The sequence below is a fragment of the Inhella sp. genome (assembly GCF_027532025.1).
GTDB lineage: Bacteria > Pseudomonadota > Gammaproteobacteria > Burkholderiales > Burkholderiaceae_C > Inhella.
The window spans coordinates 14,732-29,567 of record NZ_JAPZSY010000141.1; the positions used below are offsets into that span (position 1 = coordinate 14,732).

General features: G+C 66.2%; 13 protein-coding genes. 6 read left to right on the forward strand and 7 right to left on the reverse strand.

What is annotated here, in order from left to right; genetic code table 11:
* Positions 1 to 57: 57 nt before the first annotated feature.
* The gene (locus tag O9335_RS16405; protein ID WP_298390176.1) at positions 58 to 663 is read right to left on the reverse strand and encodes a TetR/AcrR family transcriptional regulator; all 606 of its coding nucleotides are present in this window, start codon (positions 661 to 663) and stop codon (positions 58 to 60) included.
* A gap of 170 nt (positions 664 to 833) precedes the next feature.
* Here O9335_RS16405 and O9335_RS16410 point away from each other — a divergent pair, with 170 nt between their 5' ends.
* Both O9335_RS16410 and O9335_RS16415 read left to right on the forward strand, forming a co-directional pair.
* Positions 834 to 2,177 (forward strand): fasciclin domain-containing protein, encoded by a 1,344-nt coding sequence (locus tag O9335_RS16410; RefSeq protein ID WP_298390179.1) that lies wholly within the window; start codon positions 834 to 836, stop codon positions 2,175 to 2,177.
* 33 nt (positions 2,178 to 2,210) lie between these two features.
* A complete protein-coding gene (locus O9335_RS16415) occupies positions 2,211 to 2,663 on the forward strand; it encodes a fasciclin domain-containing protein (RefSeq protein ID WP_298390182.1) in 453 nt (150 codons plus the stop codon).
* A gap of 111 nt (positions 2,664 to 2,774) precedes the next feature.
* Here O9335_RS16415 and O9335_RS16420 read toward each other — a convergent pair whose 3' ends face one another.
* The 6 genes from O9335_RS16420 to O9335_RS16445 all read right to left on the reverse strand — a co-directional run bounded on the left by O9335_RS16420 (position 2,775) and on the right by O9335_RS16445 (position 7,518).
* Positions 2,775 to 2,918, reverse strand: coding sequence for a hypothetical protein (locus tag O9335_RS16420; protein WP_298390184.1), 144 nt, complete (start codon positions 2,916 to 2,918; stop codon positions 2,775 to 2,777).
* A 64-nt stretch (positions 2,919 to 2,982) separates the two neighbouring features.
* Entirely contained in the window at positions 2,983 to 3,933 is a 951-nt protein-coding gene (locus O9335_RS16425) for an inorganic phosphate transporter (protein WP_298390187.1), read from the reverse strand.
* A gap of 10 nt (positions 3,934 to 3,943) precedes the next feature.
* Positions 3,944 to 4,588, reverse strand: coding sequence for a DUF47 domain-containing protein (locus O9335_RS16430; protein ID WP_298390190.1), 645 nt, complete (start codon positions 4,586 to 4,588; stop codon positions 3,944 to 3,946).
* A 137-nt stretch (positions 4,589 to 4,725) separates the two neighbouring features.
* The gene (locus tag O9335_RS16435; protein ID WP_298390193.1) at positions 4,726 to 6,303 is read right to left on the reverse strand and encodes an ABC transporter substrate-binding protein; all 1,578 of its coding nucleotides are present in this window, start codon (positions 6,301 to 6,303) and stop codon (positions 4,726 to 4,728) included.
* A gap of 55 nt (positions 6,304 to 6,358) precedes the next feature.
* A complete protein-coding gene (locus O9335_RS16440; protein ID WP_367185440.1) occupies positions 6,359 to 6,577 on the reverse strand; it encodes a hypothetical protein in 219 nt (72 codons plus the stop codon).
* A 98-nt stretch (positions 6,578 to 6,675) separates the two neighbouring features.
* Positions 6,676 to 7,518 (reverse strand): 2OG-Fe(II) oxygenase family protein, encoded by an 843-nt coding sequence (locus O9335_RS16445; RefSeq protein WP_298390195.1) that lies wholly within the window; start codon positions 7,516 to 7,518, stop codon positions 6,676 to 6,678.
* 230 nt (positions 7,519 to 7,748) lie between these two features.
* On the opposite strand from O9335_RS16445, the gene O9335_RS16450 reads away from it, so the two are divergent.
* The 4 genes from O9335_RS16450 (at position 7,749) to zapE (ending at position 14,613) form a co-directional block, all read left to right on the forward strand.
* Positions 7,749 to 10,604, forward strand: a complete 2,856-nt coding sequence (locus O9335_RS16450) for a 2-oxoglutarate dehydrogenase E1 component (protein ID WP_298390198.1) — start codon at positions 7,749 to 7,751, stop codon at positions 10,602 to 10,604.
* Positions 10,605 to 10,625: 21 nt separating this feature from the next.
* The gene (odhB, locus tag O9335_RS16455) at positions 10,626 to 11,873 is read left to right on the forward strand and encodes a 2-oxoglutarate dehydrogenase complex dihydrolipoyllysine-residue succinyltransferase (RefSeq protein ID WP_298390201.1); all 1,248 of its coding nucleotides are present in this window, start codon (positions 10,626 to 10,628) and stop codon (positions 11,871 to 11,873) included.
* Positions 11,874 to 11,991: 118 nt separating this feature from the next.
* Entirely contained in the window at positions 11,992 to 13,428 is a 1,437-nt protein-coding gene (gene lpdA / locus O9335_RS16460) for a dihydrolipoyl dehydrogenase (protein ID WP_298390204.1), read from the forward strand.
* A gap of 87 nt (positions 13,429 to 13,515) precedes the next feature.
* Entirely contained in the window at positions 13,516 to 14,613 is a 1,098-nt protein-coding gene (zapE, locus tag O9335_RS16465; protein WP_298390207.1) for a cell division protein ZapE, read from the forward strand.
* Positions 14,614 to 14,836 lie beyond the last annotated feature (223 nt).

Consider the following 14,836-nt stretch of genomic DNA (forward strand, 5'->3'; position numbering starts at 1 on the left):
CGGGCAAGGCGGCGTCCGTCCAACGGTGGCGGCGTTGGAGTCTGTTCGGGTTGGCGCTCAGCGCGCCGCCAACCCATCGAAGCAACTGCTCAGCAGCCAGTCGATGGCTTGTGGTTCGGTGCAGCTGCCACCGGCCTTGAGCACACCCAGCACGGGGTCGCAGGCACGGGAGAACAGCGTGTACAGCACGACTTCGGGTGGCACGCTGTTGCTCAGCGAGCCATCCGCTTGGGCCGATTGGATCCAATCGCCCAGGGTTTCACTCAAGGCCATCAGCCGATCCATGTAGGCGCGGTCGGCCATCAAGGCGCTGCGCAGCGTGGAGTTCTGGGCTGGCAGCGAGGGCATCTCGCCTGCCCACTGCACATGCATGGTCCAGCGGGCCACGGCCTTGAGGCGATCCAGCGGCTGGGGCAGGGCGGCGGCCTCGGTGTCGCAAAAGGCTTGGGCGCGCTCCAGCACACGGACCATGGCCGCCGCGGCCAGGGCCTCTTTCGACTCGAAGTGCTTGTACAGGCTGGCCTTGGCGATGCCGACCTCGGCCGCCACGGCGTCCACCGTCATGGCTTCGAAGCCTTTGTCGGCCAGCAGGCGGTTGACGGCATCCACGATGGCGTCTTCCCGCGCTTGGTGCATTTGTTCTCGGAACGAGGGCTTGCTCATGCGCCGATTGTATGGACAGGCAGTCTCCCTGGTCGCCGCATGACCAATACGTTCCAAGAAAAACCACACGGTTCTGTCAGAAAACCAAACGGTATATAGTTTGAACTTGATGGTTCAGTTTTGACCTCCCTGACCCCTGTGACCTCTCAACCGTTCGACCGGAGATCTCCATGATCCAACTGATGCGACGCTGGGCTGCCATTGTTTTGGCTGGCCTCACCCTCACCGCTTGTGGCGGTGGCGACGGCCCCCGCACCGTGTCCGATACCCTGGCCGCCGACCCGAGCACCCAAGTGCTGGCCACGGCCATCCGCGAAGCCGGTTTGGACGGCCCCCTGCGCGGCTCGGGCCCATTCACGGTGATGGCGCCGACCGACGCCGCTTTCTCGGCCTTGCTGACCGAGTTGGGCATCACGCAAGCGCAGTTGCTGGCCGACAAGCCGCTGCTGACGGCCGTGTTGCAGTACCACGTGCTGGGCGCCCGTGTGGCCCGCGCCGACGTGCCGCTGGGACGCGCCGTGACGCCTCTGGGCGGCGGCATCTTCAAGGTGGATTCGGTCAGCGGTGAGTTGCGCATCACCGACGGGCGCAACCGCGTCAGCCGCATCACGACGACGGACATCGACGGCGGCAATGGCCTGATCCACAAGGTGGACCGCGTGTTGCTGCCCGCCAACCGCAACATCGTCCAAACGGCGCAGTCTCTGCCGGAATTCAGCATCCTCGTGGAAGCCGTGGTGGCGGCCGACTTGGCCGGCACGCTCTCGGGCAACGGTCCGTTCACGGTGTTCGCGCCCACCAACGCGGCGTTTGCCAGCCTGCTGACCGAATTGGGACTGACCAAGGCGCAACTGCTGGCCAACAAGCCGCTGCTGACCAAGGTGTTGACCTACCACGTCGTCCCCAGCCGCGTGCTGCGGGCGGACGTGCCGGTGGGCCCCGCGATCACCACGGTGCAGGGTGAAACCTTCACGGTGAACAGCGCGCTGCAAATCACCGACCGCAACGGCCGCCGCGCTGGCATCACCGCCACCGATGTGCTGACCAGCAACGGCGTGATCCATGTCGTGGACAAGGTCATCCTGCCGAAGACGCCAACCGTCGTCGAAATCGCCCAAGGCAGCCCGGACTTCTCCATCCTCGTGGAAGCCGTGGTGGCTGCTGACCTCGCCGGAACGTTGTCGGGCGCGGGTCCCTTCACGGTGTTCGCCCCTACCAACGCCGCGTTCGCCAGCCTGCTCACCGAGCTCGGCGTGACCAAGGCGCAACTGCTGGCCGACAAAGCGCTGCTGACCAAGGTGTTGACCTACCACGTGGTGCCCGGCCGCGTGTACCGCGCCGGTGTGCCGGTGGGCGTGCCCATCACCACCGTGCAGGGCGGCACCTTCACGGTCGGCAGCGATTTGGTCATCACCGACGCCCGCGCCCGCCGCGCCGGCATCACGGCCACCGATGCCCTGGCCCTGAACGGGGTGGTTCACACCCTGGACAAGGTCATCCTCCCGGCGCCCTGAGCGCTTGTTTCTGAACCCGAAGGAGTTGTTCCCATGAAGAAGTTCATCGCATTGGCCGCCCTGTCGCTGTCGGCCTTGGCCGTGCAGGCCAAAGACATCGTCGACACCGCCGTGGCCGCCGGCCAATTCAAAACCCTGGCCACCGCGCTGCAAGCCGCTGGCTTGGTGGACACGCTGAAAGGCAAGGGTCCGTTCACGGTGTTCGCCCCCACCGACGCCGCCTTTGCCAAGATCCCGAAGGCCCAGCTGGACGCCCTGCTGGCCGACAAGGCCAAGCTGACCGCCGTGTTGACCTACCACGTGGTGCCGGGCAAGGTCATGGCCAAGGACGTGAAGGCTGGCAAGGTGAAGACCGTGCAAGGCGGCGAGCTGACCTTGGGCACCACGGGTGGTGTGACGGTGGACGGCGCCAAGGTCGTCCAGGCCGACATCGCGGCCGACAACGGCGTGATCCATGTGATCGACACCGTGGTGCTGCCCAAGTAAGGGCCGAGCTCCGACGCAAAGTCCCGCGGCCCACCCGCGGGGCTTTTTTGTTTTGTCAACGACCTGCGCCGCGCCGGCCGCCGTCGCCGAAGGCCGGCGGCGATGCCCGCGTCAAGCGTTCTTTTTCTTGCCGCGCTCCATCACCAGGGGCGCGGGCGGTGCCACCGGGGCCCCCCCCAGGGCGGGGCGAGGGGCCCCCGCGTCCTTCTTGGGCTTCTTGCTTTCCTTGTTGCTGCGCTGCTGTCCTTTGGGCATGGCGATGCTCCCTGGCCCACGGGCCGTGACGAAAGCCCCAGCGTAACCCCCGAGCGCGTCGCGCTCAATACAGCTGCAGGCTGACCCAGTAGGCCACCCCAGCCATGAAGGCCGAGGCGGGGATCGTGAGCACCCAGGCCCACACGATGTTCCCTGCCACACCCCAGCGCACGGCGCTGGGGTGGCGGGTGGAGCCCGCGCCCACGATGGCGCCGGTGATGGTGTGCGTGGTGGACACGGGGATGCCGAGCGTGGTGGCCAAGAACAAGGTCATGGCGCCACCCGTTTCGGCACAAAACCCGCCCACGGGCTTGAGCTTGGTGATGCGCTGCCCCATGGTTTTGACGATGCGCCAGCCGCCGAACATGGTGCAGGTCGCAATGGCCACGCAGCAGGCCACGATGGTCCAGGTGGGCGGCGAGGCGTCCTGCGCCGAGGCGTATCCGGTGGCCAGCAACAGCATCCAGATGATGCCGATGGTCTTTTGCGCGTCGTTGCCGCCGTGGCCCAGGCTGTAGGCCCCTGCCGACACCAATTGCAAACGGAGAAACCATTTGTCCACCTTGTGCGGCCGGCTGCGGCGGCAAATAGATGAAGTGATGGTTTTGAGGATGCCTTTGGCCAGCAGCGCACCGGTGCCGGCTTTGGCGATGACGGCGCCCACGATGCCGCCCATCAGCGCGTGCGACGAGCTGCTGGGGATGCCGTAGTACCACGTGATCACGTTCCAGGTGATGGCCCCCACCAGCGCTCCGAACACCACATGCGTGTCCACCACCCCGGGCTCCACAAAGCCCTTGCCCACCGTGGCGGCCACGCTGAGGTGGAACACGAAGATGGCGATGAAGTTGAAGAAGGCGGCGAACACCACGGCCTGCCCTGGCTTGAGCACGCCGGTGGACACGACGGTGGCGATGGAGTTCGCTGCGTCGTGGAAGCCGTTCATGAAGTCGAAGGCCAGTGCCAGCACCACGAGCATGACGACGACCGCCAGCGCGGTTTGCGTTGCTTCCATGGCGCAGGCCTCAGCTGTTCTCGAGGATGATGCCCTCGATGATGTTGGCCACGTCCTCGCACACGTCGGTGATCTTTTCAAGCAGCTCGTAGATGGCCTTGAGCTTGATCAGTTCGCGCACGTCGGTTTCGTGGCGGAACAGCTGGCTCATGGCCCTGCGCATCACGCGGTCGGCATCGCCTTCGAGCTGGTCGATCTCTTCGCAGGTTTTGAGGGCGGCCTCGGTGGTGGCCGGGTCGGCCAACTTGGGCAGCAGGCGCACGGCGTCGCGCACGCGCTCGCAGCACTTCAGGCTCAGGTCGGTGAGGCGCGAGATCTCCTCGGTCATGGCGCGCACGTCGTACAGCGCCATGGTCTCGGCGGCGTCCTGCAGCAGGTCGGCCACGTCGTCCATGGTGTTGATGAGCGCGTGGATCTGCTCCCGGTCGATCGGCGTGATGAAGGTGGTGTGAAGCACGCGATTGACCTCGTGCGTCACGCGGTCGGCGGCATGCTCGGCCTTGTCCACCGCCTCGTTGTACTTGGCGCGAAGCTCGGGGTTGCTGTAGTTCACCACCAAGGCCGAAAACGCTTGGGCGGCCTCGACGATGTGGTCGGCATGCTGGTTGAACAGCGCAAAAAAATTGCCCTCGCGGGGCAACAGCTTTCCAAACATGGGGGGTGTCTCCGTTGGGTTTGGTGTCCGATCGGTGACACCAAGATGCACCCCCCATTGTCCGCGAAAGTCCCTACTTTCGTTCGGGGTTTGGCGCTGCGAAGGCGCCAAGTCATGACAGAACAGTGATGCCGGGCTCAGCGCAGGGTCGTGAACCGGGCCTCGGGCTTGTCGTCCGAGCGATGCTGGGTGGTCACGTTCTTCGTCATCACCCAGGGCCGCACTTGGTAGTGGATGGGCGCGAACAGGTGCTCGTCGCGCACCCGAGTGAGCGCAGCATGGATCAGCGCATTGCGTTTGGCCGGCTCCAACTCGACCTTGATGTCGTCGATCAAGGCGTCCAGTCGGGCGTCGCTCAGCTTCCAGTAGTTGCCGTTGCCATCGGCCCCGCCCGTGCGCGTGCGCACCAGGGCCTGCAGCACGTACAGCGCGTCGTAGGTGGGCACGCCCCATCCGTACAGGAAGAAGGGCAGATCCATGCGCTGCACGCGCGGGCTGTAGGTGGCGAAGCTCTCGGTCTGCAACTTCACGCGGATGCCTGCTCGCGCCCACATGCTGACCAGCGCTTGGCAGATTTCCTCGTCGTTGACGTAGCGGTTGTTCGGGCAGTGGAAGGGCAGGTCCAGTCCGTTGGGGTAACCGGCCTCGGCCAGCAGGCGCTTGGCGCGCTCGATGTCGGTCTTGGGCACCGTGTCCAGCGCGGCGCTGTAGCCGGTCACGCCAGGGGGCACCATCAGGCCGGCAGGCTGGGACAGCCCGCGCATCAGCGCCCGCTGGATGCCCGCGCGGTCGATGGCGATGCTCACCGCCTCGCGAACCCGCTTGTCCTTGAACGGGTTGCTGCCCTTGACGCTGCTGTTGCGGATCTCGTCCGAACCCTGGTCCATCGCCACGAAGATGGTCCGCACCTCGTTGCCTTCCATCACCTTCAGCCGGGCGTCGGCCTTGAGGCGAGCCACGTCCTGCGTGGGCACATCGGTCAGCAAGTCCACCTCACCGCTGAGCAAGCCCGCCACCCGCGTTTGGTCGCTCTTGATGGGCAGGTAGAGCACCTGCTTGATGTTGCTGGCGTTCTTCGCGTCCCACCAGTTGGGGTTTTGCTCCAGGGTCATCCGCTGCTCGGGCTGCCAGCTGACGATGCGGTAGGGCCCGGTGCCCATGGCGTTGCGCGTGGCGAAGGTTTCTTCCTTGGCGGCCGCATTGGGCGGCGCGGTGGTCTTGTTCTTTTCGGCCCAAGCCTTGCTCATGATGCGGAAGTCGATGATGGTCCGCGTCAAGATGGGGTTGGGCGCGGCCAGGATGAAATCAACCGTGTGGCTGTCCACCTTCTTGACCTCGTTGATGCCGGCCACGAAGGGCTTGAGCGAGCTGTGCGGGCTGTTGATGCGCCCAAAGCTGAACACCACGTCGTCCGCCGTGAGCGGCGTGCCGTCCTGGAACTTCACCCCCTTGCGCAGGTTGAAGCGCACTTGCGTGGGGCTGAGGGCCTTCCAGTCGGTGGCCAAGGCGCCCTCCACCTGGTAGTCCTTGTTGTAGCGCGTCAGCCCCTCGTAGGCGTGCTGCAGCAAGGCGCTGGTGGTGCTGTGGTTCTGGCTGTGGGGGTCCAGGGTCAACACGTCGTTCTGGGCAGCCCAGCGCAGGGTCTGGGCCAAGGCCAGCGGGGTCGCGCAGGCCAGGGCGGCGGCCAGGGTCAGTGCGCGGAAGGCGGTTTTCATCGGCAAGCACTCCGAGTGGGGGAATGGCCGCGATGCTAGCGATCCCCGCAAAGCCTCAGGGCCGGGTGGCCTCCAGGGCGGCATCGCAACCCTGCCCAGCGGCGATCTGGCGTTGCACCCAAGGCCGCAGCCAGCGGTCCCATCGCGGCCACTGGCTGCCCAACAGGTGCTGCGTGGGTGCCCTCAGCACCCCACAGCGGTAGCGGCTTTCGGCTTCGTCCCATTCCAAGGCCGCGCAGGCGCCCGAGCGCCGGCGACTGGCCCACACGCCCACCGGGCAAGGTGCCCACAGACAGCACAGCCCGCAGCCGTTGCAGGCTGCGCCCAACACCGGCTTGGCCGGCGCTGCGGGATGGATGTGGATGACGCGGTTCAGCCCTTGACGCCCAGCTCGCGCAGGCGCTCTTCCAGATAGCTGCCGGCGGTGTAGCGGTCGCTCAGCACCACGTCGTTGCGCGGGTGCAGGAACAGCGGCAGGCTGACGCGGCTGCGCTTGGCGCCCTCGCCGGTGGGGTTCAGCACCCGGTGGAGGGTGCTGGGGTAGTAGCCCTGGCTGGCTTCTTCCAACATGTCGCCGATGTTGATGGCCAGGGTGCCGAAGTCGCAGGGCACGTCGCGCCATTTCTGGTCAGTGCCTTGAATCTGGAGGCCGGGCTCGTTGGCGGCGGGCAGGATGGTCAGCAGGTTGATGTCGCCATGCGCCGCGGCGCGCAGCGCGCCCTCGGGCTCGTTGCCGGTCAGCGGGGGGTAACGCAGCACGCGCAGCAGGGTGTGACGGCTGCCTTGGATCATCTGGCTCAGCGGTTCGCGGTAGTGCCGGGCGATCTCGGGCGGTGTGTAGCGCTCGACCCAGCCCAACAACTCGGCCGCCAGGGCGTTGGCCTGCTCGTAGTACGCCAGCGCATCGGCCTTGAGGCTTTCGGGGATGCGGCCCCAGGGGTAGACGTGGAAGTACTCCTTGATGTCCTTCTGCGCGGCGCCCTTGGCCGTTTCGCTGATGGCGGTGCTGAAGTAGCCGTCCTGGGTTTCCTTGCTGAAAGCGAAGTCGTGCTTGGCGTCGCTGTTGAAGAAGTCCAGCCAGGTGGCGTAGATGCGTTCGACCAAGTTCTGGGGAATGGGGTGGTTCTTCAGCACGCCAAAGCCCGTTTCGTGCAGGCTGCTTGTGAAGCGCTCGGCCGCGTCGGGGGCGCGGTAATCAACGACTTGGACGTCCATGTGATGTTTTGGGCGTGAACAAGCGCCCAGTCTACGGGGGGTGTTTCGGCGCGTTACCAGCCCCGAGAAAGGCAGTTACAGTCCTTATCCCACGCCGGCATGCCGGCGCGTGTTTGATTTGTGTAGCCCTTCCCCCCTACGGGTCGCAATCCGCTAACCGGTCTGGCCGTGTCGCGGAAGGTTCTGTAACCAGCCAACTGCTTTGGAAGCCGAAGCGTGAGGTCAGCGAAATGATGCAGCAATACAGGTTGAACTCGTACCTCTTCGGGGGCAATGCGCCCTATGTCGAAGAGCTGTACGAGGCCTACCTCGACAACCCCGGCTCGGTGCCGGACAACTGGCGCGCCTACTTCGACGCGCTGCAGCACGTCCCCGCCACCGACGGCAGCGACGCCCGCGACGTGGCGCACGCCCCGGTCGTCGAGAGCTTCGCGCAACGCGCCAAAGCCGGCCAGCTGACGCAAAAGGCCTCCAGCGCCGACCTGGCTGTCGCCCGCAAGCAGGTGCACGTGCAGTCGCTGATCGCGGCCTACCGCTTCCTGGGCAACCGCTGGGCCGAGCTCGACCCGCTCAAGCGCGGTGAGCGCCCCAAGATCCCCGAACTCGACCCCGCGTTCTACGACCTGAGCGAGTCCGACATGGACATCAGCTTCTCGGCCGTGAACAGCTACTTCGGTGGCGAGACGATGACCCTGCGCCAGATCGTGCAGGCGCTGCGTCAGACCTACTGCGGCAGCATCGGCGCCGAGTTCATGCACTGCACCGACCCGGCCGAGAAGCGCTGGTGGCAGGAGCGCCTGGAGAAGGCGCGCGGCAAGCCCAGCTTCACCGCCGACGAGAAGAAGCACATCCTCGAGCGCCTGACGGCCGCCGAAGGCCTCGAGCGCTACCTGCACACCAAGTACGTGGGCCAGAAGCGCTTCAGCCTGGAAGGCGGCGACAGCTTCATCGCCGCCATGGACGAGCTGATCCAGCGCGCCGGCGAACGCGGCGTGCAAGAGATCGTCATCGGCATGGCCCACCGCGGCCGCTTGAACGTGCTGGTCAACACCCTGGGCAAGATGCCCGCCGACCTGTTCGCCGAGTTCGAGCACAAGGCGTCCGAAGACCTGCCCGCGGGCGACGTGAAGTACCACCAGGGCTTCAGTTCCGATATCTCCACCCCCGGCGGCCCGGTCCACCTGAGCCTGGCCTTCAACCCTTCGCACCTGGAGATCGTCAACCCCGTGGTGGAAGGCAGCGTGCGCGCCCGCCAGGACCGCCGCGGCGACGGCAAGGGCCAACAGGTGCTGCCGGTGCTGGTGCATGGCGACGCCGCTTTCGGTGGCCAAGGCGTGGTGCAAGAAACCCTGGCCTTCAGCCAAACCCGCGGCTACGGCACGGGCGGCACGGTGCATTTGGTCATCAACAACCAGATCGGTTTCACGACCAGCGACCCGCGCGACCTGCGCAGCACGCACTACTGCACCGACGTGGTGAAGATGGTCGAGGCCCCGGTGCTGCACGTGAACGGCGACGACCCCGAGGCCGTTGTCTGGGCCATGCAACTTTGCATGGACTACCGCGCCGAGTTCCGCAAGGACGTGGTGCTGGACATCGTCTGCTTCCGCAAGCTGGGCCACAACGAGCAAGACACCCCGTCGCTCACCCAGCCGCTCATGTACAAAAAGATCGGCGCCCACCCCGGCACGCGCAAGCTGTACGCCGACAAGCTGGTCGCCCAGGGCACGGTGGCCGCCGACGAGCCCGACAACATGGTCAAGGCCTACCGCGCCGCCATGGACGAAGGCCGTCACACGGTCGACCCGGTGCTGACCAACTTCAAGAGCAAATACGCCACCGACTGGTCGCCGTTCTTGGGCAAGAAGTGGACCGACAACTGCGACACCGCCATCCCCGTGGCCGAGTGGAAGCGCCTGTCGGAACGCCTGACGACCCTGCCCAAGGACTTCGCCGCCCACAACCTGGTGCAGAAGGTTTACGCCGACCGCGCCGCGATGGGCCGGGGCGAGGTGAACGTCGACTGGGGCATGGGCGAGCACATGGCCTTTGCCAGCCTGGTGGCCAGCGGCTACCCGGTGCGCCTGTCGGGCGAAGACGCCGGCCGCGGCACCTTCACGCACCGCCATGCCGTCATCCACGACCAGAACCGCACGACCTGGGACGACGGCACCTACATCCCGCTGCAGCACGTGGCCGACGGCCAAGCGCCGTTCACCGTTATCGACTCGATCCTGAGCGAAGAAGCGGTGCTGGGCTTCGAGTACGGCTACGCCGCCGCCGAGCCCAACACCCTGACCATTTGGGAAGCGCAGTTCGGCGACTTCGTCAACGGCGCGCAGGTGGTCATCGACCAGTTCATCGCCTCTGGCGAGGTGAAGTGGGGCCGGGCCAACGGCCTGGTGATGATGCTGCCGCACGGCTACGAAGGCCAGGGCCCCGAGCACAGCTCGGCCCGCCTGGAGCGCTTCATGCAGCTGGCCGCGGACAACAACATGCAGATCGTGCAGCCCACCACGGCCGCGCAGATCTTCCACGTGCTGCGCCGCCAGATGCTGCGCATGTTCCGCAAGCCCTTGGTCATCATGACGCCCAAGAGCCTGCTGCGCGCGAAGGACGCCACGAGCCCGCTGACCGACTTCACCAAGGGCGAGTTCAAGACCGTGATCGGCGAGGTCGATGCCTCGATCAGCGCCGACAAGGTCAAGCGTGTCATCGTGTGCTCGGGCAAGGTCGCCTACGACCTGATCCGCAAGCGCGAGGAAAAGAAGAGCGGCGACGTCGCCATCGTGCGCGTGGAGCAGCTCTACCCCTTCCCGCACAAGGCCTTCGCCGCCGAGCTGAAGAAGTACCCCAACGCCACCGACATCGTGTGGTGCCAGGACGAGCCGCAGAACCAAGGCTCGTGGTTCTTCGTGCAGCACCAGATCCACGAAAACATGGCCGACGGCCAGAAGCTCGGCTACGCCGGCCGTCCGGCCAGCGCCTCGCCGGCCTGCGGCTACGCCCACCTGCACCAGGAACAGCAAAAAGCCCTGCTGGACCAGGCCTTCGCCAAGCTCAAGGGCTTCGTGCTGACCAAGTAAGAACAAGGAACGAACAACACCATGGCACTCATTGACGTCAAGGTTCCGCAGCTGTCCGAATCCGTGGCCGAAGCCACCCTGCTGCAATGGAAGAAGCAACCCGGTGAAGCCGTCGCCATCGACGAAATCCTGATCGAAATCGAAACCGACAAGGTCGTGCTCGAAGTGCCGGCGCCCGCCGCCGGCGTGCTGTCGGCCCAAGTGGTGGCCGGCGGCGGCACGGTGACCAGCGACCAGGTCATCGCCACCATCGACACCGAAGCCAAGGCCGGTGCTGCTGCGCCTGCGGCGGCGGCCCCCGCCGCCCCGGCGGCCGCGCCCGCCGCGGCCAGCGCCGACAAGAGCGGCGTGGCCATGCCCGCCGCCGCCAAGATCATGGCCGACAACGGCCTGGCCGCCGGCAGCGTGGCCGGCACCGGCAAGGACGGCCGCGTGACCAAGGGCGACGTGCTCGGCGCCCTGGCCAACCCGCCCGCCGCCGTGGCCGCGCCCGTGGCGGCCCCGGTGCCTGCGGCCGTGGCCAAGCCCCTGCCGGCCGTGGCCGCCCCGGTGCCCGTGAACCTGGGCGACCGCCCCGAGCAGCGCGTGCCCATGAGCCGCCTTCGCGCCCGTGTGGCCGAACGCCTGATCCAGTCGCAGTCCACCAACGCCATCTTGACCACCTTCAACGAGGTCAACATGGGCCCGCTGATGGACATGCGCAAGAAGTTCCAAGAGAAGTTCGAGAAGGAGCACGGCGTCAAGCTCGGCTTCATGAGCTTCTTCGTCAAGGCCGCGGTGCACGCGCTGAAGAAGTTCCCGGTGCTGAACGCCTCGGTCGACGGCAACGACATCGTGTATCACGGCTACTTCGACATCGGCATCGCCGTGGGCTCGCCGCGAGGCTTGGTGGTGCCCATCCTGCGCAATGCCGACCAGATGTCGTTCGCCGACGTCGAGAAAAAGATCGCCGAGTTCGGCCAAAAGGCCAAGGACGGCAAGCTGAGCATGGAAGAGCTCAGCGGCGGCACCTTCTCCATCAGCAACGGCGGCACCTTCGGCTCGATGCTGTCCACGCCCATCATCAACCCGCCGCAGTCGGCCATCCTGGGCGTGCACGCCACCAAGGAGCGCCCGGTGGTGGAGAACGGCCAGATCGTGATCCGCCCGATCAACTACCTGGCCATGTCGTACGACCACCGCATCATCGACGGCCGCGAAGCCGTGCTGGGCCTGGTGGCCATGAAGGATGCGCTGGAAGATCCGGCCCGTTTGTTGTTCGACCTGTAAACCCTCCGCCCCCGTCACGGCCCTCCGTTCGCCCTGAGGTATCGAAGGGCCGGGTCGGTCGGGGGCTTCGATGTCTCAGCCCGAACGGGCTGGGTGGCGATTCGAAGAAAGCACTCCCATGAGCACCCAACAATTCGACGTCGTCGTCATCGGCGGCGGCCCCGGCGGCTACATCGCCGCCATCCGCGCCGCGCAACTCGGCTTCAACACCGCCTGCATCGACGAGTGGAAGAACGACAAGGGCGGCCCCGCGCCCGGCGGCACCTGCACCAACGTCGGTTGCATCCCCTCGAAGGCCCTGCTGCAGTCCAGCGAGCACTACGAGCACCTGAACCACCACTTTGCCGAGCACGGCATCACGGCCGACAACGTCCAGATCGATGTGGCCAAGATGCTGGCCCGCAAGGACACCGTGGTGAAGCAGAACAACGACGGCATCCTGTACCTGTTCAAGAAGAACAAGGTCAGCTTCTTCCACGGTCGCGGCGCCTTCGTGGGTGCCAAGGACGGGCTGTACGAGATCAGCGTCAACGGCACGCCCACGCTGGCGGCCAAGCACGTGGTCGTGGCCACCGGCTCCAACGCCCGCGCGCTGCCCGGCACGCCGTTCGACGAAGAGAGGATCCTCAGCAACGACGGTGCTTTGCGTATTGGGGCAAGCTCGGGCGCGGCGCCCAAGAAGCTCGGCGTCATCGGCGCCGGCGTCATCGGCCTGGAAATGGGTTCGGTGTGGCGCCGCCTGGGCGCCGAGGTGACGGTGCTTGAGGGCATGCCCACCTTCCTGGCTGCCGTGGACGAGGGCGTTGCCAAAGAGGCCGCCAAGGTTTTCAAGAAGCAGGGCCTGGACATCCAGCTTGGCGTGAAGATCGATGGCATCAAGACGAGCAAGACCGGCGTCACCGTCAGCTACGCCGACGCCAAGGGCGAGGCCAAGACCCTGGCGGTGGACAAGCTGATCGTCTCCATCGGCCGCGTGCCCAACACCATCGGCTTGAACGTCGAGGCCGTGGGCCTGAAGCTGGACGAGCGCGGCGCCATCGTGGTGGACGCCGACTGCAAGACCAACCAGCCCAACGTGTGGGCGGTGGGCGACGTGGTGCGCGGCCCCATGCTGGCGCACAAGGCCGAGGAGGAAGGCGTGGCCGTGGCCGAGCGCATCGCCGGCCAGCACGGGCACGTCGACTTCGACATCATTCCCTGGGTCATCTACACCAGCCCGGAAATCGCTTGGGTCGGCAAGACCGAGCAACAGCTCAAGGCCGAGGGCCGCGCCTACAAGGCCGGTCAGTTCCCCTTCATGGCCAACGGCCGCGCGCGCGCGCTGGGCGACACCACCGGCTTTGTGAAGATGCTGGCCGACGCCAAGACCGACGAGATCCTGGGCGTGCACATCATTGGCCCCTTCGCCAGCGAGCTGGTCGCCGAGTGCGTGGTCGCCATGGCGTTCAAGGCCAGCAGCGAGGACATCGCTCGCATCTGCCATGCGCACCCGTCCTTGAGCGAAAGCACCAAGGAAGCCGCGCTGGCCGTGGACAAGCGCACGCTGAATTTCTGATGAACGTGACCCCCAGTCTCCCTCTGGTCGCCACCCCCCGAGGGGGCGCGCGCGGCCTTGGGGCGGCCCGGCGGTCGCGCTGACGCGGTGTCGACGACCTCGGCCTACCAAGCCGAGTTGCAGGCGCGCGGCTTCACGGCCGACGCGGCTCAGCTGCAGGGCCTCGCGGCCCTGCAGCGCTGCGAAGACGGCTGGGTCGCCTACAAAGCGCGCCGCAGCAACGCCGTCACCAAGCTCTTGGTGCGACCGGCCTTGCCCAAGGGCGTGTACCTCTACGGTGGGGTAGGGCGGGGCAAGAGCTTCCTGATGGACTGCTTCTTCCAGGCCGTGCCCCTGCAGCGCAAGGTGCGCCTTCACTTCCACGAGTTCATGCGCGAGGTGCACCGCGAGCTGCACGAGCTCAAGGGCATTGCCGACCCCATTGACGAGCTGACGCGCCGCATGGCGCGGCGCTACCGGCTGATTTGCTTCGACGAGTTCCACGTCGCCGACGTGACCGACGCGATGATCATGCTGCGCTTGCTCGAGGGCTTGCAAAAGCACCGCATCGGCATGGTGACGACCAGCAACTTTCACCCGGATGGGCTGTACCCGAACGGTCTGCATCGGGATCGGATCCTGCCGGCCATCAATTTGTTGAAGCATTCGATGGAGATCGTCAACGTCGACGCTGGGGTGGATTACCGCCGCCGCACGCTGACCGACGCGCAGGTGTATCTGTGCCCGCTGGGCTTGGAGGCCGATTGCGCCATGGCGGCCCTGTTCCAGCAACTGGCGGAGGCGCAAGACCAAGACCCCCTGTTGAACATCGAACAGCGACAGCTGCGTGCCCGGCGTCGGGCCGGGGGCGCGATCTGGTTCGATTTCAGCACCTTGTGTGGTGGACCTCGGTCGCAGAACGATTACCTGGAACTGGCCAGTCGATTCCACACGGTGTTCGTCTCGGACGTTCCCGAGATGCCCATCCGCCTGGCCAGCGAGGCGCGGCGCTTCACCTGGCTGGTGGACGTGCTCTACGACCGCCGGGTCAAGCTCGTGATGTCAGCAGCGGTGGAGCCGGAGCAGCTCTACACGGAGGGGCCCTTGGCCCACGAATTCCCGCGCACGGTCAGCCGTTTGCGCGAGATGCAGTCGGCCGAGTACTTGGGGCAGGCGCGCCGGGACGTCGACACCGGCCTGACCTGAGCGGCGGGAGCTGCCCCCATTGGTCGACCGGATTGGCAGGTCATCCCGCCGTCCGTGCACTTCGTCACTTCAGGATTGGTGTCCAATAAGGGGTTGGGCACAGTCACTCCTCTGGCACCGTCCTGGGAACCCGCCTCCATGAAACCATTGCGATTTCTACTCCTGTCGCTGACCGTCGTGTCGGCCAGCTTGGTCCCGCAAGTGCCATCGCAAGCCAGTGAAC

Excerpts from the sequence above, each read along its gene's own strand:
- O9335_RS16405 (WP_298390176.1), bottom strand. The coding sequence starts at position 663 with ATGAGCAAGCCCTCGTTCCGAGAACAAATGCACCAAGCGCGGGAAGAC.
- O9335_RS16410 (WP_298390179.1), top strand. The coding sequence starts at position 834 with ATGATCCAACTGATGCGACGCTGGGCTGCCATTGTTTTGGCTGGCCTC.
- O9335_RS16415 (WP_298390182.1), top strand. The coding sequence starts at position 2,211 with ATGAAGAAGTTCATCGCATTGGCCGCCCTGTCGCTGTCGGCCTTGGCC.
- O9335_RS16420 (WP_298390184.1), bottom strand. The coding sequence starts at position 2,918 with ATGCCCAAAGGACAGCAGCGCAGCAACAAGGAAAGCAAGAAGCCCAAG.
- O9335_RS16425 (WP_298390187.1), bottom strand. The coding sequence starts at position 3,933 with ATGGAAGCAACGCAAACCGCGCTGGCGGTCGTCGTCATGCTCGTGGTG.
- O9335_RS16430 (WP_298390190.1), bottom strand. The coding sequence starts at position 4,588 with ATGTTTGGAAAGCTGTTGCCCCGCGAGGGCAATTTTTTTGCGCTGTTC.
- O9335_RS16435 (WP_298390193.1), bottom strand. The coding sequence starts at position 6,303 with ATGAAAACCGCCTTCCGCGCACTGACCCTGGCCGCCGCCCTGGCCTGC.
- O9335_RS16445 (WP_298390195.1), bottom strand. The coding sequence starts at position 7,518 with ATGGACGTCCAAGTCGTTGATTACCGCGCCCCCGACGCGGCCGAGCGC.
- O9335_RS16450 (WP_298390198.1), top strand. The coding sequence starts at position 7,749 with ATGATGCAGCAATACAGGTTGAACTCGTACCTCTTCGGGGGCAATGCG.
- odhB (WP_298390201.1), top strand. The coding sequence starts at position 10,626 with ATGGCACTCATTGACGTCAAGGTTCCGCAGCTGTCCGAATCCGTGGCC.
- lpdA (WP_298390204.1), top strand. The coding sequence starts at position 11,992 with ATGAGCACCCAACAATTCGACGTCGTCGTCATCGGCGGCGGCCCCGGC.